Origin of the sequence: Novosphingobium sp. (genome assembly GCF_036733805.1) — a bacterium.
Taxonomy (GTDB): Bacteria; Pseudomonadota; Alphaproteobacteria; order Sphingomonadales; family Sphingomonadaceae; genus Novosphingobium.
In genome coordinates this window covers 1-19,887 of the sequence record NZ_DAIMZT010000058.1, presented here as the reverse complement: position 1 = coordinate 19,887, position 19,887 = coordinate 1, and the positions used below count along the sequence as shown (strand labels likewise).

The window sequence follows — 19,887 nt, the reverse complement described above, 5'->3', positions numbered from 1 at the left end:
GATTCCAGCGATAGGACCAGCTGTCGTTGAAGCTGCCCTGCGGCCCGCCATGGACCAGATAGGCGACGGGCAGCTTGCCCGAGGCGCCCTTGGGTTTCACGATCTGGCCCCAGACCGTGTCGCCGTTCGCGCCCCTGAAGCTGAAGCGCTGGACCGACACATCGTCGACGCCGGCGAGCTTGTCCCTATTGACGCCGGTGAGGCGCACCGCCTTGCCTTTCGCGGGCATCTTCCAGAAGTCGGCGGGCGCCTGGATGCTGTCGAGCGCATAGACGAAGCCGCCGGCGGGCAGCGGTGTGACGCTGGCGACATGGCCCGCCTGGGTGAGGCGCGTCACCTTGCCGGAGGCGGCGTCCACGCGGAAGACGGGATGATCCAGCACATCGTCCGCAGTGACGAGCAGGCTCTTGCCATCCGCCGCCCAGGCGATCGACCCGACCGAGCGATCCCAGCCCTCGGTCAGCGCCCGCACCTGTCCGGTGGCGATGTTCCGCAGCATCAGCACCAGCCGGTCGCTCTCATAGCCCGGTCGCTTCATCGCGGCATAAGCGAGCCATTGGCCATCGGGCGAGACAGCGGGCAGCGTGTCGGTGGCGTCATTGGCGTCGGTGAGGTTGACGGGCGCTGCGCTGCCGTCGGCCGCGACGGAGAAAATGTCGAGATTGGTCGACAGCGCTTCGATCCGCCCCGCCTCGCGCAGGGCAAAGAACAGAGTGCGGCCGTCGCGGCTCCAGGCGATTTCCTCCGCGCCGCCGAAGGGCTTCGACGGGCTGTCGCCGACCAGCTGGCCCATCACCGAAACGGCCTTGCCGCCACCGAGCGGCATCACGAAGATCTGCGAGCGCTGGCCGTCGGCCCAACTGTCCCAATGGCGGACGAACAGCTGGTCATAGACGCGGCCGGTGCCCGCGCTCGGCGGAGCGGCGGACTTTGCATCGTCAAGCGTCTTCGCCCCGACCGGCCGGTCGGCCCAGAGCGCAACCTTCTCTCCGCCGGGGCTGAGCAGGAAGCCGGAGATTCCGCCGGGCGCCTTCGTCACCTGCGTCGCGTCACCGCCGGCGGCGGGCACGCGCCAAAGCTGGTCGTCGCCGCTCGCGTTGGACAGATAATAAAGGCTTGCACCATCGGGCGAAAAGGCCGGGGCGCTTTCATTATGATCGGGGCTCGACGCGATCAGGCGCGGCTGCGCTGCGGCCTTGTCGAGCTCGAGCAGATACAGGTCGGTGCGGCCGCGATTGCCCACCAGATCGGTGGTGCGCACCTGATAGGCGAGCCACTTGCCGTCTGGCGAAACGGCCGGCGCCGAAATACGGTCAAGGCCCACCATGTCGCTGGCCGTGAAGGGGCGCGCCAGCGCGGGAAGGGATGCGGACAGGGCCAGGGCAGCAAAGCCCATGTGGAAATATTTCATCGATGGACACCCTTGGATCAGACGCGTTCCACGCCCGCATGACGGGCGCAAGGCGGCGCGACAGCTATGCCGCAGGGTGTAGGCAGCGGATCGAGGGCTCGCAAGAATAAAACAGTGGAGCGTAATAAAGAAACAACGACTTTCTTCTCGTCAGACCCGCGCAGGGGGGGCTGACGGGAATAGGGCGTGCCGGGACGCAGACCGTGGCTGAGCTGTTCAGCGCCCGGTGATGCGGGCGATTTCCTTGGCGACCATGTCCTCGACCAGCGCGGGCAGGCGCGCGTCGAGCCAGTCCTTGAGCATGGGCTTGAGCATGCCCCGCACCAGGCCTTCGAGCGTGTTATCCTCGCCGTCCTTGGGCGTCACCAGCATGGACGACAGCGCCGACAGCGAATGGCGCGCGGCGATCTCGCTTTCGACCGACAGGATGGAGGCGGGCTCCTGCGGCGGGTCGCTGCGGGAAGCACGGGACGTCTTGTGGGCAGGCATCGGCTCCTCCGCTCCAACCTCGTCGGTCAGTTCCAGCACTTCCTCGACTGCCGGATCCGCAGCGGATGCTTCGGCTTCTGCGGCGGATTTCGACGCGGTATCGGATCGGCCGCGGCGCGACACCGTCTGCGCAGCCTCCTCACCCTCCTCCGCGATGATCCGCTTGATGGATGAGAGGATGTCCTCCATCGAGGGTTCCTTGCTCATGTCGCCCATGAATACCCCCTGTTAACCCTATGGTTGCTGCGCCAAACCAGCTGGCACATTGGCATTTTGTACCGGCGTGTCAACGGTTCGCGTCGCTTGCGGGGTCGGCGCGGGGTCGAAATCCCAATCGAACCACTTGCCCTTCACCCGGTCATAATTAACCACGGGGTCGTAAAGGGCGCCGGTTTCGAAGTTGAGATCGTCGGCTTCGGCATGGCCCATGGCGGCGAGCAGGCTGAAACCGGCGACATAGGCATTGCGCCGCGCGGAGACGAGCTGGACCTTGGCGTTCAGCGTCTCCTGCTCGGCATTCAATATGTCGAGGATGGTACGACTACCCACCGAATTTTCCGCGCGCACCCCTTCCAGCGAAAGATCGGCCGCTTCGACCGCCTTCTGGTTCGACTGGATGCTCTGCAGCGACGCCTGCCAGCTGGCATAGGCGGAGCGGGTCTGGGCGATAACCCCGCGTTCTACCTCGATTTCCTGCTCCATCGCCTGGGCTTCGACCGCCTGGCTCTGGCGCACCTGCGCGGCGGGACGGCCGCCCTGATAGAGGGGAAGGGTCAGTTGAACGCCGGCTGCCGCTTGCTTGTTCACCTGCGCGCCAGACGTGGGATTGCCAAGGCGGTCGAAATATTCCTGCGTATTGAGGAAATTGGTGTAGGCACCCGTTGAAAAAGCAGACAGTTTCGGCAACGGCCCGGCCTTCGCAACGCGAACGTCGTAGCGCGCGGCTTCCCGCACCTTCTTCGACGCGAGAATATCCGGATTGTCGGCCAGCGCCACCTGTACCGCGGTTTCCGGCGAGGCCGGCAGCCCTGGCAGCGCGGGCGGCGGCTGCAGATCGTCGGGTGGAGAACCGACCAGCGCAATGAAATTTTCCCGGCTGGTGATGAGATTGGCTTCGGCCGTCTGCAGGTCCGAGCGGGCAAGCGCCAGCCGCGACTCGGACTGCGCGACGTCGGTTCGGGTCAGGTCGCCCACTTCGAACCGGTCGTTGCTGGCCTGCAGATTGACCTCCAATGCATTCACATTGGCCATGTTGAACGAAACGATCGCACTGTCGCGGATGACGTCCATATAGGCGGCGACTACCCGGGAGAAGACCGAGGCTTCGGTGGCGCGCAGGTCGGCCCGGCCGGCTTCGACGCGGATTTTCGCCGCCTTGACCCCGTTGCGAACGGCCCCACCGGCATAGATCGGCACGCTCAGCTGGGCATTGGCGCTGGCGGTGCGCTGCGGCGAGGTGAAGCTGATCGTGGGTTTCAGGACGCTTTCGGAATAGCTTGCCGCGGTGTCCAGCGCGGGCCGGCCGTCCGCCTTGCGGATCGACACATTTTCATCGGTGGCGCGCTGCTGCGCGCGGGCGCCGGTAAGCGTGGGATTGGCGCGATAGGCCTTGGCCAGCGCGCCCTGCAGCGTCTCCGCGCGGGCCATGCCCGCCAGAGCCGAGGTCATGAGCAGCAAAACCGCGGCGACGGACCGCCCTACGAATACATGTCTTGCCGTCATGACCCCCCCGGTCTGGTTAGAAGACGAAACGCTCTGGTATAGCAAATCCGGGCAAAACAACCATTTCGATATCGGTGAGGCTCGCAAGACCCAGCACCCCGCCCACAACGCGCCCGCTGCACAGACGCGTGACGCCGCGATCGACGATTCCCGTCACCACGCGCGCGCCATCGGCAAGCTGCTGAACGAGCGCGGCGGGCACTTCCTCCACCGCGCCGTCGATAAACAGTAGATCATAAGGCGCACCAGCGGCAGCACCGTCCTTGAGCGCGCCGCGAACCAGAGTGCCGCCAAAGCCGGCAAGCTCCGGCCCGCCGTCTTCCTCGACCGCCGTCACCTGCGCGCCCAGCGCGGAAAGCAGCGCGGCGCTGTAGCCGGTGGCAGCGCCGATCAGCAGCACGCGGTCGCCCTGCTCCACCTGCGCTTCCCTGAGCAGCCGCCCGGTGACGAGCGGCGCGTTGAGCGCGCGGCCGTTCGGCAGCGGAATGGGACGGTCGACATAGGTCATCGCGCGCCGCTCGGCCGGCACGAAATCCTCGCGCGGCACACGAGCCATCGCGGCGATCACGCGCTGGTCATCCACATCGCTGGTGCGAAGCTGGCTTTCGACCATGGCGGCCCGCATCGATGAGAAATTCTGCTCGGTCACGACATTACCTCGATTGGCATAACTGTATTGGGATAGCAATACAGCACTGATATAATCGGACCTCTAAATCAGGCGGCGAGCCACGCCAAGCGGCTTTCCGCGCCGATCAACGAGAATCTTGGGGCCGCCCGCCACTGCGCTGCTTGACTTTGCACCAAAAGCCTCACATTTGCGGCGTCCCACTTGGCGAGGCCCGATGGCGGAGTGGTGACGCAGCGGACTGCAAATCCGTGCACGCCGGTTCGATTCCGGCTCGGGCCTCCAGCGGCTTAAGCGACTGATTTTTCTCGCTTTATTGGAATAATTTTCCCCTTCTTGCCAGCCCCCGCCTCAAGCGGCGTGTGTAACTCCGGTGTAACTGCGTCCAGAAAATCGGTGTTCAGCGCCTCTATGGCGGAGTCGATGTGCTCGCCGTACACATGCGTGTAGCGAAGGACCATCGCGAGCGTCTTGTGGCCGCTGATCTTCTGAATCGTCGGTAGATCGACCTTGGCCTTCACCAGGCGCGTGATCGCTGTGTGCCGCATGACGTGCGGCGTCACCTTGTCCGGGTCCAAGCCCGCCCTGACGACTGCGCGCTGGAAAGGCCGTCCCATGTTGGTCCGATGGGGTGACTTTGCCTGCTTCAGGATCAGGTTGGGAAAGACCCAGCCGTCTGGATCATCCTCCATCTCACGCTGCCGTTTGTCCGCCGAAGATTTCTCCGAGGCCCTGTTCGGCCGCATCTATTCCGTCATCGTGCGCGAGGCCTCTCTGGGCCGTGCCGCGAACCCGGTCACGCTCAAGCCCTATCTGGATGAAGATCCGGCGCTGAAAGAGCTTGGCGGCGTGGGCTACCTCGCCCAGCTGACCGGCAATGGCCTAGCCATGCTCGCACTCGAAACCAGCGTGCAGCAGGTCATCGACATGTCGCGCCGTCGCGCGCTGATTAGCGGCTTGACCGAAGCCGCCGCCCTCGCCGCCAGCATGGACGCGACGAACGAAGAGGTGATCGCGGTTGCCGACGCGGCGCTCGCAGCCATGGGAGATCATGACGATGGCGTGCGGCAGATCAGCGCCGCCAAGGCCTTTGATAGCATGCTGGCCGACTATGACTCTCCCACGGATGGAATAACCTGCGGACGCATCAGTTCGGTCGATCGCCAGCTTGGCCCGATCCATAAGCACCAGCTTGTCGTCGCCGCCGGCCGCCCTGGTATGGGCAAAACCGTATTCGGCCTCTCCTATTCCATCGGGGCGGCGTCTAACGGGCACGGAGTGCTTTTCGTCACGCTGGAGATGGCGAGCGAGAAGCTAATGCAGCGAGCGACCGCCGATGTGTGCTTTGATGGGCGCTGGGGCGTCCCATACGACGCGATCCGCGATGGCAAATTTCGAGACGATGAGGATAAGCGCCAAGTATATCGAGCGGCGAGAATCTTCCGGGATATGCCGCTCCATTTCGTTGATGCCGGCTCTCTGACGATCGGCCGCCTCAACATGATCGTGCGCCGGTACAAGCGCCGCATGGATGCCGCCGGGCAAAAGCTCGAACTGGTCGTTGTCGACTATCTCCAGCTATTGCGTCCGGACTATCGCTGCGGCCCCTACGAGGCCGTGTCGGAGGTATCGCGCGGACTGAAGGCCATCGCCAAGACCCACGATGTAGGTGTGCTGGCGCTGGCTCAGCTGTCGCGCGAAGTCGAGAAGCGAGAGGACAAACGCCCGATGCTCTCCGATCTCCGTGACAGCGGCCAGATCGAGCAGGATGCTGATGCCGTCGTGTTTCTCTTTCGGAAGGAATACTACCTGCGCAAGGCGCTGCCGGACGAGAGCCACGCTGACTACCACACGCTGGCCTCAGCGCTTGAGAGGGTGGAAGGGCAAATAGATCTGATAGTCGCGAAGCGCCGCAACGGCGTTGAGGGCACAGTGCGAGCGCGGTTTTCAGGCATGCACCAGTGCATAAGGGACTTGGCCGAGTGAGCGATACAGCGCCAGCCATACCCTTATTCGGCGATGCATATTTGGCCGACACCCGGCATCTCAGCTTGGAGGAGCATGGCGCCTATCTCCAACTGCTCATGATTGCATGGCGCTCGCCCAACTGCGCCCTGCCTGATGATGACGCGCGCATCGCCCGCATGCTCGGTATCACAGCCAATCGCTGGTCGAAGATCCGGGGTGTGGTGATGGGCTTTTGGACGCTCGGCGAAAATGGCTGGACGCAGAAGCGGTTGAGCAAAGAACGTGCGTTCGTGGAGAAAAAAAGGAAGACAAATTCTGAGGCCGCAAATTCACGTTGGAAGAAGCAAGGCATTGAAAACAAAGAACTTGGTGGATGCGAACGTATATCCGGCCGCAATGCCCCTCCACCTCCACCTAACATAGCTGCTAAAGCAGCTAATGCGCGCGCGAGAGAAAATGATGCGGCTGGTCTGATGATTGAACTCAGCCAGGCGATAGGAATCGCGCCGCCTGACCCGCTGAAAAACTTCGACAGGCACAGGGCTGTCATCGCCTTGGTGCAAGACTGGATTGATGCCGGTGCCGACCCGGACACGATCCGAAAGACCGTGAGCGACAAGCTGGCTGCCACGTCCAGCAATCCTCACTCCCTGCGATGGTTCGACGGTGCTGTCCGCGATGCCATCCGCAGTCGTGTCGCCGCAGCCCGAAGCCCCGAACTCACAGCAGCCTTGAAAATGGCCGAAAGCATCAATGCGGGATGAATGACGCGTGCCATCGACAGAGAGGATCGAGATGACGAAAAATGAGGGGGTAGTCGGCGGGATCGTACGGCATGTCATCAAGCAAAATGGCGTCCCCCGTCATGATAGCCGTCACGAATCCGTCAAGGCGATACAACGGAGAAAAATGGCTGTTTCCTGCGGTTTTTAGACCGATTTAGCTTGACCTAGGCTTGACGGATTCCTGACAGACGCATGACGGCCTCCCTTATGGCTGCCTGATGATTGCTTGATGGAGCTTGATGGAATGCCACAAGCCGTCAACTAACTGGCCGCCGCACGCACCCCGCGTTTCCGCGCCTTTTCAGGCCGGGAAGGTTGACAGGGGGGAGACGAAATTGGGGACACGACGGATCAGCAGAGAAACGATGGAAGCCACATGACAACATCGACGCCTGAATTGCGGAAATTGTGGCGCGCCTATCATGAGGAGTGCAACCGGATCTCGCGAAAGTACCGCGCCGCCCAGCAGCGCTACATCGACAGCGGTAGCCCAGGAAAGCACCCCGGCCAGTACCCTTGCTTCCCTGCGTTCCCGAGCCAGCTGCGCGGCCTTGCATGCGGCGCCAAGACGAGGAGCGGACAGCCGTGCAAGCGAACCGATCTGATGATGAACGGGCGCTGCAAATTCCACGGAGGGATGAGCACCGGACCCAAGACGATCGAGGGGCAGCACCAGGCGCGAGCAAATCTCCTTAAACGATGGGAGAGCATCGGAACCCCATGTGAGGATGATAAAAGCTAACCTTTGAGCGGAGATTTTCTGCGTACATCGCGCAGGCGTGCGCGCGCATTGGTGGGGTTCCGCTCAGGTCGTTTTACAGGGACCGCCACGGAACAGGCTCGCGTCCGTATAACGCGATGTTCCTGCTGGCCAATTTGCTGGCATGGACTGGCGCCGTTCTCACCCTGGGCTTCGGCTCAAACCTCCCCCGTCAAATTTTGCTGAGGTGTTCATCCGCGATGGATGGCGCGGTGTCGAGCTGGAGTTTGGCGCGCGCACCGCAGTTAACAAGCGCTGGCTGAAAGAATGCGGTGGCGAGCGACTACGGGAGCACCGCATGGAATTCCTCAAGGCCCGCACCCTCGCGGCGCAGCCCAAGGTGGCACCTGCCGCGCCAGCTCCACCGCCCCCACCAAGCCGCAATGTTCTGGCAGCCATCGCTTTCATGCGCTCGCCTGAGGGCGGAAATTGGGCCATCTCCGCAACCGGCCAGGGAGATTTCTATTTCGGCTGCACCCGACTGACAGGCCCGCAACTGGTCGACCGTGCCAAGCGCAAGGGCTGGGATGGAAGTGGGGATATGATGACCGTCGCCAGAACATTGGCGCATTTGCGCGGCTGATTGAGCAATGATGGCGGACTAGGTATCCGCCAACGTCACATCTCGACTGGATCCAAGTCGGACCATCCGAAAGCATAATGAATTGCTCCGAACAGCCGAAGAGCCTCATCCGCCTGCGCGACGAATTGCTCCCGATGATACTGAAGATCGATCAAGCGGAAGGTGCGCTGGATCAACGCAAAATCATCATCGGCAACGTTTGCGGCATCGCGATCGAATTTTCGAAACATGAGTCCCGCATCACCTGTGGGCGTGTAGTGGAATGTGCAGAAGCCATGCGCCATTAAGTTTCTGATCTCGTCATTTTGTTCGAACGCATCCATCAACGAACCGAGGTCTGCCGCAAAGGGCTCCAGGGGACCGCCCAGCGCCAGCATCGCGCGAACCTTCTTAATTCGTCTGGTGGCGCTATGTGTGACGGTCTGGGCATGCGGCGCATACTCGGGGAATTCCCTGCATCGGCCAATCAGGTCGCCAAGGAGAAATTCGATTTGGGCATAAGAGTTCGCAATCCATCCGCGAAGGCGCATGGCTTCCTCGATGATCGCATGAATTTCTGCTTGGTCCATCTCGCCCCTCAATCGTTGCTGGCGTCCGTATAACCGCACTCCGCCAACGCGCAATCTCGCTCCTGCCCGGCATTGTGCCGGCAGCGCCGCCCTCGTTTTCTGGGGCCATGGAGCAAGGCACTATGCCGATGACATTTCACGACCGCGCACCGCTTGAGAAGGTGCGCCGCCTGGCAGACGGCCGGATCGCCGCCGTTGCTAAATTCGCCCGCAGCGGATGCTACACCTACACTGGCGCCGAAGTCGGCCGCCCCGATCTCCCCAGCGTGACCGTCTATCGCCCAGAGGATGAGGTTTTCTCCGCCGACGCGATGGCGAGCTTCGCGCACAAAGCGATCACCCTCGACCACCCGAGCGAATGTGTCACCGCTGCCAACTGGAAGTCGGTCAGCGTTGGCTTCACTGAGGGCCGCGTCGCGCGAGATGGCGCGTTCATCGAAATCCCGCTGAAGCTCGCGGACGCCTCTGCCGTTGCCGCCTATGACAGCGGCCGGGCGCGTGAACTGTCCGCCGGCTATTCGTGCGATCTGGTGTGGGAAGATGGCGTCGCGCCCGATGGCACGCGGTTCCAGGCCAAGCAGACGCGGATTCGTGGAAATCACATAGCCCAGGTGCTAGCCGGGCGCGCAGGCAGCGAGTGTCGCATCGGAGACAGCATGGCGCACGACAACAGCAGCACCCAATCCGTCCGTGACGCTGCATTTGGCAAGTACCGACTGGGCGACAGTCAGAAAGTCGCCATTGATGCCCGCGCCGCCGCCGAGATGGCCGCAATTGCCAGCGACCCCCGCAAGGCATGGCAGAATGACGCCACCGTTCAGGCGGGCAAGGCCAACCGCGACGCCATCCTGGCCGCCCGCTACCGCTAAGGAGAAACCACATGGCAAAGCCTCTCAACGAGCGCATCGCAAGCGCCCGGTCGACGGATCGCGTCACCATCACCGACCTTGAAGCCCTGATTGCCGACGTTACCGCCGAGCGTGACCGCTTCGCGGGCATCGTCACTCAGGCCACCGCCGACTCCATCCGGTTCGAACTGAGTGAAGAGGACCGGGACGAAGCGGCAAAGACTGCCGAGCGCGCGAAGCGGAACAGCCTCGCCATGTCGGCCGCGCTCGATGAATTGTCGGCCAAATTGACCGCCAAACGGGCGAGCGAACAACAGAACGCCGAAAAGGCAGCGCGCGAAGCCGCGATCGCGGAGCGCGATATGCTGGTTGATCGCCTTCGCACCGAATGGCCCGTCATCGAGGGCCAGGTCATAGAGCTTCTTTCGGCTGTCCAGGCCAATGAGGAGAAACTGAAGGGTCTGCGGATCTATGAAGGCAATGCGGAGGCCATCGCGCGTGGTTGCGCTGGTAATTTCATGGATGGCTCGGTGCCCGTGCGTCGGCTGACGGAAACCAAGCTGCCTTCCTTCACAGGTCGGGATTTCGCATGGCCGAAGCCGAGCACCTTCAATCCCAGCCTGCATATGGAGCAGCACCAGAAGAACCTTCTGGCGATGCGTGATGAAGAGGCGCGATGGAAGCGCTACATCGTGACGCCGCCACATGGCAACCGCGACGTGATTCCGCTGCTAATCAAGAATGGCCCTAACTCCGTTCGTGACACGCCGATCATTGGTCGCATGACCGATGAGGGAGTCGCTGCCGCTCGCAAGACGGGCTGCACCGTCGAACCCGCCGCCGCCAACGTGTCGATCGGCATGCCTGCCGGCGCGGCGTTTCTGAGCTGAGGGAGGCGACGATGCGCAAAGCCACACACCTAGAACAGCAATTCGGCGACGCCGTCTATCGGTTCGAACTCACGCCGGACCAGATCTTTGAGATCGAGACGGGCATGCCGATGAATGGCGGCCTCGTCGCCGGCGGCGTGCCCCGCTTCTTCGGCTTGAAGCCGATGCCGATCTTCGAACTGTTCTCCAACATCATATCGGGCCGCGTGGAGGCGGAGGGCGGTTCGCTGGGCAATCCCTTCCGTTCTGGCGCCTCCATGGCAAACATCTGCAACGTCGTGCGCCTGGCGCTGATCGGAGGCGGCTGCGATCCGGCGAAGGCGCGTGAGTTGGTGGAGGAGAACGCGCCGCCGAATCGCCCGCTTCAGGAGCTATGGGATCTCGCCTCGGCGATTCTGTATGTGTCGCTCGTCGGCATGGATGAGGCCAATGGCTGATCGTCCCCCTCTCTTGGCGGAGGTGATGTCCGCCAGCAATGGCACCAATGATACCGCAATTCGGCCCGATCTAACTTGGGTACGAACCATTCCCCACCGGAGTGACCACCATGTCTGACGTGAAAGGCGCCGACCAGGTGCTTCGCCGGTTCCAGAAGATGGCATCGCCGCAGATGAAAGAGGCGGTGCGCGGCGCCCTGTATGTCGGCGGTGGCATTCTCCAAGAGGATGCGAAGGCGTCAATCATGGCGGGCAGCATATCGGGGAAAAAACACGTTCCTTCCAAACCCGGCGACCCGCCAAATAACGACACTCATTTTCTTCACGATGGAATCATTGTGGAGCAGGCGAAGGACGATCCGCTCGCCGTCGATGTCAAATCCACGGCGCCATATTCGGCCGCGCTAGAATTCGGGACGAGCAAGATGGCCGAGCGCCCCTTCATGCGCCCGGCCGCCGCTAGGACCAAGGGCAAGGTTGCCAAGCTGGTGTCGCTCGCCGTCAGTCGTGAGATGGAGAAATAGGGATGGCCACCGCCGATGAAGTCGTCGTCCGCCTTCGTGCCGATACCGGCGACTATGAAGCGAGGATGCAGAGCGCGGCGTCTGCAACCGTTCGTGCCACCGACACGATCCAGAAGGGAACTGAGCGCGCCGCCTATGCAGGTCGGCAGATGGGCCGTCAGTTTGCTGATGTCGGCGCGCAGTTAGGCGGTGGCCAATCGCTATTCACGGTTGTTGCCCAGCAGGCGCCCCAGCTCGCGGATGCCATGTCTGATTTGGGCGGCAAGGCCGGGGCAGTTGCTTCGTTCTTCTCCGGGCCGTGGGGCGCGGCGCTACTCGCCGCCGCGTCTGTCGTTGGTACGCTGACGGCCTCCCTGCTTGCCGACGACGAGGCCTCGCAGAAGCATGAGAAGTCGGCCAAGAGTCTGGCGGACGCGATCCGCGACATGGAACAGGCCACTAAGGGCGCGATCCAGACCTCGCAGCAGGCCGAGCAGCAGCATTACAATGAGGCTGGCGCGCTGCTGGTGAAGGCGCAGAATTCGCGCAAGGCGACGGTTGCGTTGCTGGAGGCCGCTCGCGCCCGACTTGAAACCGCTGACAAGCAGGCCAACGCTCAGGGCGACCCTGAGGGCGGCGTCAATTTCGGCATCACGGCCGGCGCAACGCAGGAACGTGAGATCAAGCGGCTCACCAGCGCCATCGCCGAACAGAACCGCGAGATTGCCACGCAGGGCGAGAATGTCCGCCGTGCTGGCATCCCCATGCTTCAGCGCCAGGCAGCGGAAGCGACCGATAGGGCCACGGCGGCGACGGGTCGCTATGACCGCGCACTGGGCAGGCTCAATCAGCGCTTCGAGGCGGGGACGATTACGCCTGCAGAATATCGTTCGCAGCTGGAGGGCCTGAATCGGACCCGCGATCGCGAGGTTGAGGCGGCCAACAAATCCGAAAAGGCCACCAAGAAGGACGGCGACGCCAAGCGTGAAGCGGCGAAGAAGGTCCGGGAGCTGGCAGCAGCGCAGCGCGAATTGGAAGCCGCCCTCGATCGCATCCTCCCGAAATATGACCCGGCTCGCGCCGCTGTCCGAGAATATGGCAAGATCTTCGATGACATCAATCTGGCGGAGAAGAAGGGGCAGATCAGCCAAGCCGATGCCCTCAGCTTCAGGATGCAGGCCGGTGTTGACCAGGCAAAGGCGGTCGCGGAGGCTGCATGGAAGAATCAGGAGCAACGGTGGATCGACGTTGGCTTCAATGCCGGGGACTTCGACGGCTCCAATGTGCAGAAGCAGATCAATCAGGAGCTGGAACTGCGGCAGGAAGCGAATGATCGCATTGCTGACGATTTCCGCCACAAGCAGGAAGCCCAGATCCGCACCCTTTCCACGCTATATGAAGATCTGTTCCGGGGTGGCACCGATGCCATCTGGAAGGATTTCAAGCAGATTGGCTTCCGCATTATCGCAGAGACGCTGGCGCGCCTCACCATGTCCCAGCTCGGCGGAGGTGGAGGCGGCAGCTTTGGAAGCATTCTTGGATCGGCCGTGACATCTGTGCTGGGTTTCGCCTCGGGCGGGTCGATGCAGATTGGCGGCCGGGGTGGCACGGACACGAATGTCCTCAGCCTCAACGGCCGGCAGATCGCAAACGTCAGCCGCGGCGAAACTCTCAGCGTCGGCAGCAAGGCATTGAAAGCATCGGGCAGAGGATCGACCGTCGTGCAGCACATCAGCGTCGACGCGCGCGGTGCGGTCATGAACGACCAGTTCGCGCAGATGATCCTTGCGAAAGCCAATCAAAGCGCGGCGCAGATGGTCGGCACCGGCATGGCGACCGTGAACAAGAACATTCCTTCCCGGATTGCGCAATATCAGCGCGACGGCGTGTGACAGGAGGCGAAAATCGGCAAGACCCTTGGAGCGATCCTAACCATCGGCGCTGCGGTAGCCGTCAACGTCATCCCCGGTGTCGGCCAAGCGATCAGCGGCGCGCTTGTCAGCACATTAGGCGCGGTTGGCACCACCATCTATTCGTCCCTGACGGTGGGGCTGGCCCTTTCCGCGGTTCAAAGCGTCGGCGGCCTGCTGGGCTTGGGACCAAGCGTCGGCAAGCCCGACACAGCTTCAGTGCCGTTGAAACCGCCCAAGCCGGGGAGCAGGCTGTTCGAGCCGGCAGAATGGACGGGAGAAGCTATATGACCGCCATGAACCTCATCGTGCAAGAGCGTGCAAAAACCGCCTTCCTACTGACTGACACTGCATATTTTGATGTGGCGAGCGGGGCAATAACGGCATTCGGTCCCAAGGTGCATGGCATTGTCATTGGGGAGGGCGCATATGCTGCCGTCGCCACCAGCGGACGCCTCTTTCTGCGTCACATGCGTCCCCACCTTGAGGCGATCCGCGCCTCGACCCTGCGCGAGTTCCTGGCCGCCATGCCCGAGGCATTCAGGGCGGCCGAAGCGGAATCGCTGACGGAAGGCGGCGGAGGATCATGCGCCGCGGTGATCGCCGCCTTTGACCGCGCCGGGCGCCGCGCCTACGGCTGGGGGATAGGGAACAACACGATGGCGTTCCGCGCTCGCCCATATTCGCTGGTGCCAACCAAGAAATATCTGACGGGCTTCGATGAGGACAAGCACCCGGCACTCGCCGATGCTGACTTTTGCGATCCGGAATGCTGGAACCCTATGGCCGATGGCGGGCGATTGCTCGAGGCCCAGCGGGAAGACGATTTCGATCTGAGCTTGGGTTTCAGCGCGCCAGCGGTCGGCGGGCAAGCTGTCCTGACCCGCGTTGACGGCGCCGGTATCTCACACATCACGCTGAAAACTTGGCCTGATCGCGTCGGCTGCCCTATCGATCTTACCAAGGGGGATAGGCTGGGCTGGCGCGACCGGCTGCGGGCTTGGCGAAGGGAAAAATTGAGGCCGGTGCCGACGCTGAGGCTGGCACCGAACTAACGCCTCAGTGGCCTTCGCGCCTCATTCGGCTGCTATCGCTGCAGCTTTGACCCGCTTCCGCTCCAATGCCTTTTCGGCCTTCTTGACCATGGCGGAAGCTGCTGCCGGTGGATCGCCGTCCACAACGTCCCGTTTCAAAACCTCTGTACCGATCAAGAGCGCAATTTCCTCATCTGTGACCTTCACGTCAAAGAGTCGACGCAATTCCTTGCGGACCGTCGCGGCAACAGCGGCGCCACGGAGCAAATCGGCCACAACGAATCGATTTACAATCTGGGCTTGCTGGTGGAACGCAGTGAGGGCATCGGTGGATACATTCTCGCGGCAGAGCAGAAACACCTTGGCGATGTCATCCTGCGAACGCGTGGAGAGCTTACAGATGTCCAGGGAGAATACCTCCTCATAGTCAATCGGCTGGCCAAATTTTATCCGATAAATCCGCCATTCAATAGCATTGGTCAGGATAATCCACTCGATGCCCTGATGAGCGCCATAGTTGATTGCCTGGCGTAGATGCGTGTTATTAAGGTTGATCCCAGCAGCCTTCACCTCAGCAAGGTAATACAGCTTACCTTCGACTTTCACCGCTAGATCACAGAAAGTTCCCCGGATTTGCTGCTCGCTCGTCAGTTCGGCATATTTGTCATAGCCGAAGACATCGGTGAGCATATCCTTCACGACCGTCACAGTATCAGCCTCGGAGATGTCCCGCTCACGTAGCTTTCCGACAATCTTCTGATACTGCTTCAGTCCCGCGACGATGCGATCCTGAGCGCGCTTCGGAATCTTGATATTGGTGCTCATGCCCGATTCTTTCCCCAACTTGATCGAGAGGAAGCTATCGCCTTGGATTGGTTGAGCAACAGCTAATAATTATAGCGCTTCAATCCGCCACGTTCACGCCGCCGAAGCCCTCGACCTCTCGCCGAGAAGTACCCGGTTTATTGCCGTAACAGCGATCTATTGCATCGAGCAGTTCGCCGCCGGCACCATTGCCCGACATGAACACGCGACCGTCTTCATAGACGAACGGCACGGCGCCGCTATATGCGCCGTAGCTGTTCTTGCCGTTGATCGAACCGGTAATCATGCCCTTGGTCGGGCATAACTGAACATCCTCGAATTTGGCGGAGTATGGGTCTTTGAGGCCCTTTGCAGTCGCGGCCTTGGCCCGCTCGATCAGTTCGCTTTCTTGGCTGCTGCAAGATACCCCCAGCACAAATGCGATGGTGATCGCGATTTGCCGGCTTGCCCTGCTCAGCTTCGGCGGCTCAATCGTCATCATCATTCGCACCGGCTTCCGCTTCTGCGTCTGGCCCGGTGTTTCGAAGATAGGCCTCTGCCGGAACGCTGATGAGTCGGAGCGCGTCGATGTTCACGAAGTAGGCTTCGTGATAATCGTAGTTGTCCTCGATCTGGAGGAACGCGCAATTCGGGATCGACTCGCTTGAGAGATCGAGAGCGAAAAACGCCGACGCCTCGTTTGGCATATTGCACGATACCGCCAGTTCGCGGCCATCGGTGAAGACGAGAAGCGCGTGAGTTGCTTGCTGTTGGGCAACCGTTCTCCCGCCCAGCTCGGCATAGTGCCGACCAAGTGCCCCGCGTAGCGCCGGACCGACTGGCTGCTCTTCCTCTTCCTCGCCATACCAGAGCTTACCCAGCCAGCGATAAACCTCCGGGTGTGCATGGTAAGGCGCCTGACGCTCATCGTCGCTGAGTAGCGCGATTTCCTTCACGTGCGACAATCGCGCGAGCACCATGCGATCGTCCATGGTCCAAAATTGCAGCCAAGGCTCGGTGCCAGGCGTGCTGGAGGACATTGTGAAACACCGCTCTCCTAGCTGGGTCAGGATCGATTCACGCGCCTTTTGGCTGACCGGAAAGTCGGCCTCTTTTCCTTCCGAAAAGGTTAGCCGCAGTGTGCCATAGAGTGGCTCTGCCTCGCTGATCGCGAAAGGGTATTTGCCCCATTCTTCGACTGGGCACTCCTCGCCCAGGATCGAACTGACGCTGACGCCGTAGATGACGGCTATATCTCGCAGGTTTTCTGGCGGGATATCCTCCCAACGACGCTCCCACTTTTTGACCTGCGTTTCGGGGACGCCGATCCGCTCCGCGAGATCCTCGACGGAGAGAAGGAAGCGTTTGCGGAAAGCTGCGAGAGGCGTAGGCACGTGAGAGTGCTATCCTGCGGATGGTATCAGAACAATCTCATTGTTCCGCCATCACTATGACGACAGGATTGTGAACGATCAAATCCGGGCGGAGGGATTCGCCTTTTGCTCAGCGTGCAGCTTGCGGCGCAAATAAAGGGCATAAACATACGCCCCGCCTGCTAGCAGGATGCCGCCGATCGCGGGGGCCAAGTCTGAAACAGTCATTTCACTGGTCCTCCGAATCAAGCAACTCGTTGAGCTGCATCGCCACCCATATAATGGCAGCTGCTAATAAAATCCACACGCCCGCCGAAAGGTCCAAGCCGAGCGCGTACCAACGGGTCGCTCCGGCAATTAAAAGCGCCAGACCGCCGTTGCCCACTAATGTCGACAGCCGCTTGATTTTCTCATTGAAGCGGACGGCCCGCATGTCCTTCATGGCCGCCAGCCCTCAGGCTTGCCAGTGCCAGGTTTAAGCCCCTTCTCCACCAGGCGTCGAATGGCTTCAGCCCGCGAGGGGATATCCGGCTGCTTCCGACGCCAGTCGTCAATCATCGCCAGCCACTCAGGCGACGCGCGCATTTGGAAGGGCTGGGTTTTTTCCTGTACCATGCCAATCGTGTAATTACATGATTGACGCGGGTCAATAGTGCATGTAATTACACGAGTACAGGCTGGAGAGGGCATCCTACCTCCCTCCCCGGCCTTAACCAGCAACCGTCCCAAGGAGACGATCATGGCTAACATCGCTATAACGGGGCTTCCTGCCCTGCGCTACCATGCTGCACGAAATGCGCGCGCTACCAAATGGGCCGAAGATTGGCGCCAACGCTGGTTCCGCCAGGTCGGATCCGTTCACCAGCACTATGCGACGAAAGAACTGGTCGCATTCTATTCAGATGACCGCGACCCCGCGGTACGCCTTGCACTCCAGCAAGAACTGGAGGCCCACCCGAATGGCCCAGCTCAAGTGCTGGCCGTGTGCCGCAAGGTTATGAGGGACTGGGACCGCCGCATTGAAGCAGGGAGGGCGTGAGATGACTGATCGTCGTACATTTCTCGCGAGCTTTGCTCTCGCCCCCATCGCTATCGCCGCGCCTGCGATCGCTGTTTCGCCGGCTGTGCGAGATCATCAATGGCTCGCACTCCTTGCTGCCGAGCGCCAGACGTCTGATGCTTTCGCCATGGAAGCTGATGCGAACGAAGAGGCTTATGATCGCTTCTACGACATGCGGAAAGCTGCATTAGAAGAACTTGAGCGGGACGCCGGCCAGCCTTGGCGGTTCATCCAGGCTCGCCCGACACACGAACAGGGAGACGCACGCACTGAGGCAGGCATCCGTGATTATAACGCCGACTGCGAGCGGCGGCGCACTGAGCAGGCCACTCTCGACGAGAGGCTCCGCCTAGAGATGGGCTTGGATGGTGTTGATGAACGATATGATGTCGCATGCGACGCTCACTATGACTCTGTCCGTGCAATAATCGCCTACCCCTCCCGTGACCCGGACATCATCGCCCACAAGCTTCGATTAATCCTCAATCTCGGCGGAGTCAGTAGTGGAGATATCCGTCCGCTTCTCGCCTCGATCAATGGGGAGGCAGTGGCGTGACTGACGCAACTCAACCCGGCCTCCGCTCCTTCATCGTCTATGATGAACTGCCTGCTGGATGCATCGCTTTCGAAGTGCCAGACAGCACGTCCCTGCCCCACGTTCGGCCCGGCGAGTTTGTGGTAATCGACCCTGAAGACCGTGACCCGGCGGAGGGCGAGCTATTCGCCATCACGTGGAAATCGTCCTTCGACCGCAAATGGCAGATCGTTCAGATGGATCTGCGCGCGGGCCGCTACGGCAAGAACGGCGTCATGCGAGATGAGTCGCTCTGGTTCGTCGGCGCACCAGCACCGCAGCGGATGATGAGCCTAGCCGGTCACTATGTCGGCGAAGCGATACGCTGGGCGGATGGCCCCTATTACGACGATTATCTGCGGGACATCACTCACGGTAAGATCATAGGAATCCTTGAGCCGGACTTCCGTGCGGCTCTGAAGAAGGCGGCGTGACAGTGGAGCCCCGGCCTCGCGCTGGGGCTTCCCCCCATCCACCCGATTCGCCGCAGTGCAATTCCTGTGTAATCTTTCCCGGAATTACACGGGCGTTTCGGGTATGTTCGTTCTCTCATTCAGGCTCGGAAACGCCTGTTTTTCCGACGTTTCAGGCACCATCGGAATTTGCCGGAAAGTTACAAACAGGGACTGCAAATCCGTGCACGCCGGTTCGATTCCGGCTCGGGCCTCCAAGCTTCTGTCGGTTTCCATGAAGGCCGCCCATTTTTTCAGAATGAGCAAAGAGGCCACCGCATGGTGCGGAAAGGCCTGTGGGTGAACAGACGAACCGATAGCCGGAAACCCTCGCCCCCCTATCCCAACGTCAAGCCCGATAGCGCCTTGAAGGAGCCAAGCGGGAAGCGCGCGCTCAAACGACATTGATCTTCCCCAGAAGATTGCCCTTGTCTATGCTCCCGCCGCGTTTAGAATGGCCGCCAGCACGCCACCTAAAGCCAAGAAATGTGGCAAGGATCGCGGAGGGGTACTTATGGCTTTCATCGAGTGGCTGTTGAAGATCATCGAAAACTTCGCGCCAAGCGCTCCATACCACCCCGTCGCCAAAGAAGGTTCGACGGAGTCGAGCGCCGTGCCGATCTTCATTCCGCCGCTTTGCTGAGCGATTCGGAGGCAATCGGCGACACGGTTCCGGCAAACACCCTCTCTGCACATCGCCGCGGCTGCGCGAGGCTCATCCATGCAAAGTTGTTCAAAGCCTGCGCGCCATTGCGCCGATGTCCCTCGCTGACCGCCTGAAGGCGTGGCACATCATTCAGTCGCGAATTTAGAGTTGTCGATATTTGGCTTTGATGTCCGGGTTGAAGCGAGCGGCGACAAGGGCGGGCATCAAGTTCTTCTTCCTGCCGCCCTACTCGCCAGACCTGAACCCCATCGAAAAAATGTTCGCCAAGCTCAAACGCCTGCTGCGAAAAGCCAACGAGCGCACCCTCGAAGCCATCTGGCGACGCATCGGAACCCTCCTCGCCAACTTCAGCCCAGACGAGTGCCAAAACGACATCAAAGGCCCAGTATATCCGTAAATCAAAATCAGACCAACTCTAGG

25 protein-coding genes and 1 tRNA gene are annotated in these 19,887 nt (G+C 61.2%); 16 read left to right on the top strand and 10 right to left on the bottom strand.

The annotated features are described in order from the left end of the window. The 4 genes from V7D69_RS12780 to V7D69_RS12765 form a co-directional block, all read right to left on the bottom strand. Positions 1–1,396: S9 family peptidase (locus V7D69_RS12780; protein WP_442947060.1), on the bottom strand; the 1,396-nt coding region annotated here is incomplete at its 3' end. Between the two features lie 231 nt (positions 1,397–1,627). Then, entirely contained in the window at positions 1,628–2,116 is a 489-nt protein-coding gene (locus V7D69_RS12775) for a DUF2497 domain-containing protein (protein WP_333605989.1), read from the bottom strand. Between the two features lie 18 nt (positions 2,117–2,134). Next, positions 2,135–3,622 (bottom strand): TolC family outer membrane protein, encoded by a 1,488-nt coding sequence (locus tag V7D69_RS12770; RefSeq protein ID WP_333605988.1) that lies wholly within the window; start codon positions 3,620–3,622, stop codon positions 2,135–2,137. A 16-nt stretch (positions 3,623–3,638) separates the two neighbouring features. Further along, positions 3,639–4,271 carry a protein-L-isoaspartate O-methyltransferase family protein gene (locus V7D69_RS12765; protein WP_333605987.1) on the bottom strand — a complete coding sequence of 211 codons (633 nt, stop codon included), beginning with the start codon at positions 4,269–4,271 and terminating at the stop codon, positions 3,639–3,641. Positions 4,272–4,461: 190 nt separating this feature from the next. Here V7D69_RS12765 and V7D69_RS12760 point away from each other — a divergent pair. Further along, a tRNA-Cys gene (locus tag V7D69_RS12760) sits at positions 4,462–4,535 on the top strand. Between the two features lie 5 nt (positions 4,536–4,540). Here V7D69_RS12760 and V7D69_RS12755 read toward each other — a convergent pair. Beyond that, positions 4,541–4,942 carry a tyrosine-type recombinase/integrase gene (locus V7D69_RS12755; protein ID WP_333605986.1) on the bottom strand — a complete coding sequence of 134 codons (402 nt, stop codon included), beginning with the start codon at positions 4,940–4,942 and terminating at the stop codon, positions 4,541–4,543. Positions 4,943–4,955: 13 nt separating this feature from the next. Here V7D69_RS12755 and V7D69_RS12750 point away from each other — a divergent pair, with 13 nt between their 5' ends. The 4 genes from V7D69_RS12750 (at position 4,956) to V7D69_RS12740 (ending at position 8,346) form a co-directional block, all read left to right on the top strand. Continuing rightward, a complete protein-coding gene (locus V7D69_RS12750) occupies positions 4,956–6,236 on the top strand; it encodes a replicative DNA helicase (RefSeq protein ID WP_333605985.1) in 1,281 nt (426 codons plus the stop codon). Continuing rightward, positions 6,233–6,982, top strand: coding sequence for a YdaU family protein (locus V7D69_RS12745; RefSeq protein WP_333605984.1), 750 nt, complete (start codon positions 6,233–6,235; stop codon positions 6,980–6,982). Before V7D69_RS12750 ends, V7D69_RS12745 begins: the two co-directional genes overlap by 4 nt. Positions 6,983–7,379: 397 nt before the next feature. After that, a complete protein-coding gene (locus tag V7D69_RS16215) occupies positions 7,380–7,745 on the top strand; it encodes an HGGxSTG domain-containing protein (protein WP_442947059.1) in 366 nt (121 codons plus the stop codon). Between the two features lie 316 nt (positions 7,746–8,061). Next, a complete protein-coding gene (locus V7D69_RS12740; RefSeq protein WP_333605983.1) occupies positions 8,062–8,346 on the top strand; it encodes a hypothetical protein in 285 nt (94 codons plus the stop codon). 35 nt (positions 8,347–8,381) lie between these two features. Here V7D69_RS12740 and V7D69_RS12735 read toward each other — a convergent pair whose 3' ends face one another. Then, positions 8,382–8,915, bottom strand: a complete 534-nt coding sequence (locus V7D69_RS12735; RefSeq protein ID WP_333605982.1) for a hypothetical protein — start codon at positions 8,913–8,915, stop codon at positions 8,382–8,384. 128 nt (positions 8,916–9,043) lie between these two features. Here V7D69_RS12735 and V7D69_RS12730 point away from each other — a divergent pair, with 128 nt between their 5' ends. The 6 genes from V7D69_RS12730 (at position 9,044) to V7D69_RS12705 (ending at position 14,558) form a co-directional block, all read left to right on the top strand. After that, on the top strand, positions 9,044–9,784 hold the full coding sequence (locus tag V7D69_RS12730; protein WP_333605981.1) for a DUF2213 domain-containing protein: 741 nt from the start codon (positions 9,044–9,046) through the stop codon (positions 9,782–9,784). A gap of 11 nt (positions 9,785–9,795) precedes the next feature. After that, positions 9,796–10,653: a hypothetical protein gene (locus V7D69_RS12725; RefSeq protein ID WP_333605980.1), complete on the top strand. Its 858-nt coding sequence runs from the start codon at positions 9,796–9,798 to the stop codon at positions 10,651–10,653. Positions 10,654–10,664: 11 nt separating this feature from the next. Then, positions 10,665–11,090: a hypothetical protein gene (locus V7D69_RS12720; protein ID WP_333605979.1), complete on the top strand. Its 426-nt coding sequence runs from the start codon at positions 10,665–10,667 to the stop codon at positions 11,088–11,090. A gap of 110 nt (positions 11,091–11,200) precedes the next feature. Next, entirely contained in the window at positions 11,201–11,614 is a 414-nt protein-coding gene (locus tag V7D69_RS12715) for an HK97-gp10 family putative phage morphogenesis protein (protein ID WP_333605978.1), read from the top strand. A 2-nt stretch (positions 11,615–11,616) separates the two neighbouring features. After that, positions 11,617–13,485, top strand: coding sequence for a phage tail tape measure protein (locus V7D69_RS12710; protein WP_333605977.1), 1,869 nt, complete (start codon positions 11,617–11,619; stop codon positions 13,483–13,485). Between the two features lie 305 nt (positions 13,486–13,790). Continuing rightward, positions 13,791–14,558 (top strand): hypothetical protein, encoded by a 768-nt coding sequence (locus tag V7D69_RS12705; protein ID WP_333605976.1) that lies wholly within the window; start codon positions 13,791–13,793, stop codon positions 14,556–14,558. Between the two features lie 21 nt (positions 14,559–14,579). Here the strand turns inward: V7D69_RS12705 and V7D69_RS12700 are convergent, their stop codons facing one another. The 4 genes from V7D69_RS12700 to V7D69_RS12685 form a co-directional block, all read right to left on the bottom strand. Continuing rightward, positions 14,580–15,362 carry a type I restriction enzyme HsdR N-terminal domain-containing protein gene (locus V7D69_RS12700; RefSeq protein ID WP_333605975.1) on the bottom strand — a complete coding sequence of 261 codons (783 nt, stop codon included), beginning with the start codon at positions 15,360–15,362 and terminating at the stop codon, positions 14,580–14,582. Between the two features lie 79 nt (positions 15,363–15,441). Then, positions 15,442–15,846, bottom strand: a complete 405-nt coding sequence (locus V7D69_RS12695) for a hypothetical protein (RefSeq protein WP_333605974.1) — start codon at positions 15,844–15,846, stop codon at positions 15,442–15,444. Continuing rightward, on the bottom strand, positions 15,830–16,735 hold the full coding sequence (locus tag V7D69_RS12690; protein ID WP_333605973.1) for a helix-turn-helix domain-containing protein: 906 nt from the start codon (positions 16,733–16,735) through the stop codon (positions 15,830–15,832). Before V7D69_RS12690 ends, V7D69_RS12695 begins: the two co-directional genes overlap by 17 nt. Before the next feature lie 208 nt (positions 16,736–16,943). Beyond that, a complete protein-coding gene (locus V7D69_RS12685; protein WP_333605972.1) occupies positions 16,944–17,156 on the bottom strand; it encodes a hypothetical protein in 213 nt (70 codons plus the stop codon). Positions 17,157–17,453: 297 nt separating this feature from the next. Here V7D69_RS12685 and V7D69_RS12680 point away from each other — a divergent pair, with 297 nt between their 5' ends. The 5 genes from V7D69_RS12680 to V7D69_RS12660 all read left to right on the top strand — a co-directional run bounded on the left by V7D69_RS12680 (position 17,454) and on the right by V7D69_RS12660 (position 19,864). After that, positions 17,454–17,753 carry a hypothetical protein gene (locus V7D69_RS12680; RefSeq protein ID WP_333605971.1) on the top strand — a complete coding sequence of 100 codons (300 nt, stop codon included), beginning with the start codon at positions 17,454–17,456 and terminating at the stop codon, positions 17,751–17,753. Between the two features lies 1 nt (position 17,754). Continuing rightward, on the top strand, positions 17,755–18,330 hold the full coding sequence (locus V7D69_RS12675) for a hypothetical protein (protein WP_333605970.1): 576 nt from the start codon (positions 17,755–17,757) through the stop codon (positions 18,328–18,330). Then, positions 18,327–18,782 carry a hypothetical protein gene (locus tag V7D69_RS12670; protein WP_333605969.1) on the top strand — a complete coding sequence of 152 codons (456 nt, stop codon included), beginning with the start codon at positions 18,327–18,329 and terminating at the stop codon, positions 18,780–18,782. Before V7D69_RS12675 ends, V7D69_RS12670 begins: the two co-directional genes overlap by 4 nt. A 472-nt stretch (positions 18,783–19,254) precedes the next feature. Then, on the top strand, positions 19,255–19,443 hold the full coding sequence (locus tag V7D69_RS12665; RefSeq protein WP_333605968.1) for a hypothetical protein: 189 nt from the start codon (positions 19,255–19,257) through the stop codon (positions 19,441–19,443). A gap of 181 nt (positions 19,444–19,624) precedes the next feature. Next, positions 19,625–19,864, top strand: a complete 240-nt coding sequence (locus V7D69_RS12660; RefSeq protein WP_333605967.1) for a transposase — start codon at positions 19,625–19,627, stop codon at positions 19,862–19,864. Positions 19,865–19,887 lie beyond the last annotated feature (23 nt).

Coding starts and splice junctions, on each gene's coding strand:
- V7D69_RS12725 (WP_333605980.1), top strand. CDS start 9,796: ATGGCAAAGCCTCTCAACGAGCGCATCGCAAGCGCCCGGTCGACGGAT.
- V7D69_RS12700 (WP_333605975.1), bottom strand. CDS start 15,362: ATGAGCACCAATATCAAGATTCCGAAGCGCGCTCAGGATCGCATCGTC.
- V7D69_RS12735 (WP_333605982.1), bottom strand. CDS start 8,915: ATGGACCAAGCAGAAATTCATGCGATCATCGAGGAAGCCATGCGCCTT.
- V7D69_RS12710 (WP_333605977.1), top strand. CDS start 11,617: ATGGCCACCGCCGATGAAGTCGTCGTCCGCCTTCGTGCCGATACCGGC.
- V7D69_RS12755 (WP_333605986.1), bottom strand. CDS start 4,942: ATGGAGGATGATCCAGACGGCTGGGTCTTTCCCAACCTGATCCTGAAG.
- V7D69_RS12730 (WP_333605981.1), top strand. CDS start 9,044: ATGACATTTCACGACCGCGCACCGCTTGAGAAGGTGCGCCGCCTGGCA.
- V7D69_RS12680 (WP_333605971.1), top strand. CDS start 17,454: ATGGCTAACATCGCTATAACGGGGCTTCCTGCCCTGCGCTACCATGCT.
- V7D69_RS12675 (WP_333605970.1), top strand. CDS start 17,755: ATGACTGATCGTCGTACATTTCTCGCGAGCTTTGCTCTCGCCCCCATC.
- V7D69_RS12770 (WP_333605988.1), bottom strand. CDS start 3,622: ATGACGGCAAGACATGTATTCGTAGGGCGGTCCGTCGCCGCGGTTTTG.
- V7D69_RS12695 (WP_333605974.1), bottom strand. CDS start 15,846: ATGATGATGACGATTGAGCCGCCGAAGCTGAGCAGGGCAAGCCGGCAA.
- V7D69_RS12740 (WP_333605983.1), top strand. CDS start 8,062: ATGGAATTCCTCAAGGCCCGCACCCTCGCGGCGCAGCCCAAGGTGGCA.
- V7D69_RS12685 (WP_333605972.1), bottom strand. CDS start 17,156: ATGAAGGACATGCGGGCCGTCCGCTTCAATGAGAAAATCAAGCGGCTG.
- V7D69_RS16215 (WP_442947059.1), top strand. CDS start 7,380: ATGACAACATCGACGCCTGAATTGCGGAAATTGTGGCGCGCCTATCAT.
- V7D69_RS12665 (WP_333605968.1), top strand. CDS start 19,255: ATGGCCGCCAGCACGCCACCTAAAGCCAAGAAATGTGGCAAGGATCGC.
- V7D69_RS12775 (WP_333605989.1), bottom strand. CDS start 2,116: ATGGGCGACATGAGCAAGGAACCCTCGATGGAGGACATCCTCTCATCC.
- V7D69_RS12720 (WP_333605979.1), top strand. CDS start 10,665: ATGCGCAAAGCCACACACCTAGAACAGCAATTCGGCGACGCCGTCTAT.
- V7D69_RS12705 (WP_333605976.1), top strand. CDS start 13,791: ATGACCGCCATGAACCTCATCGTGCAAGAGCGTGCAAAAACCGCCTTC.
- V7D69_RS12715 (WP_333605978.1), top strand. CDS start 11,201: ATGTCTGACGTGAAAGGCGCCGACCAGGTGCTTCGCCGGTTCCAGAAG.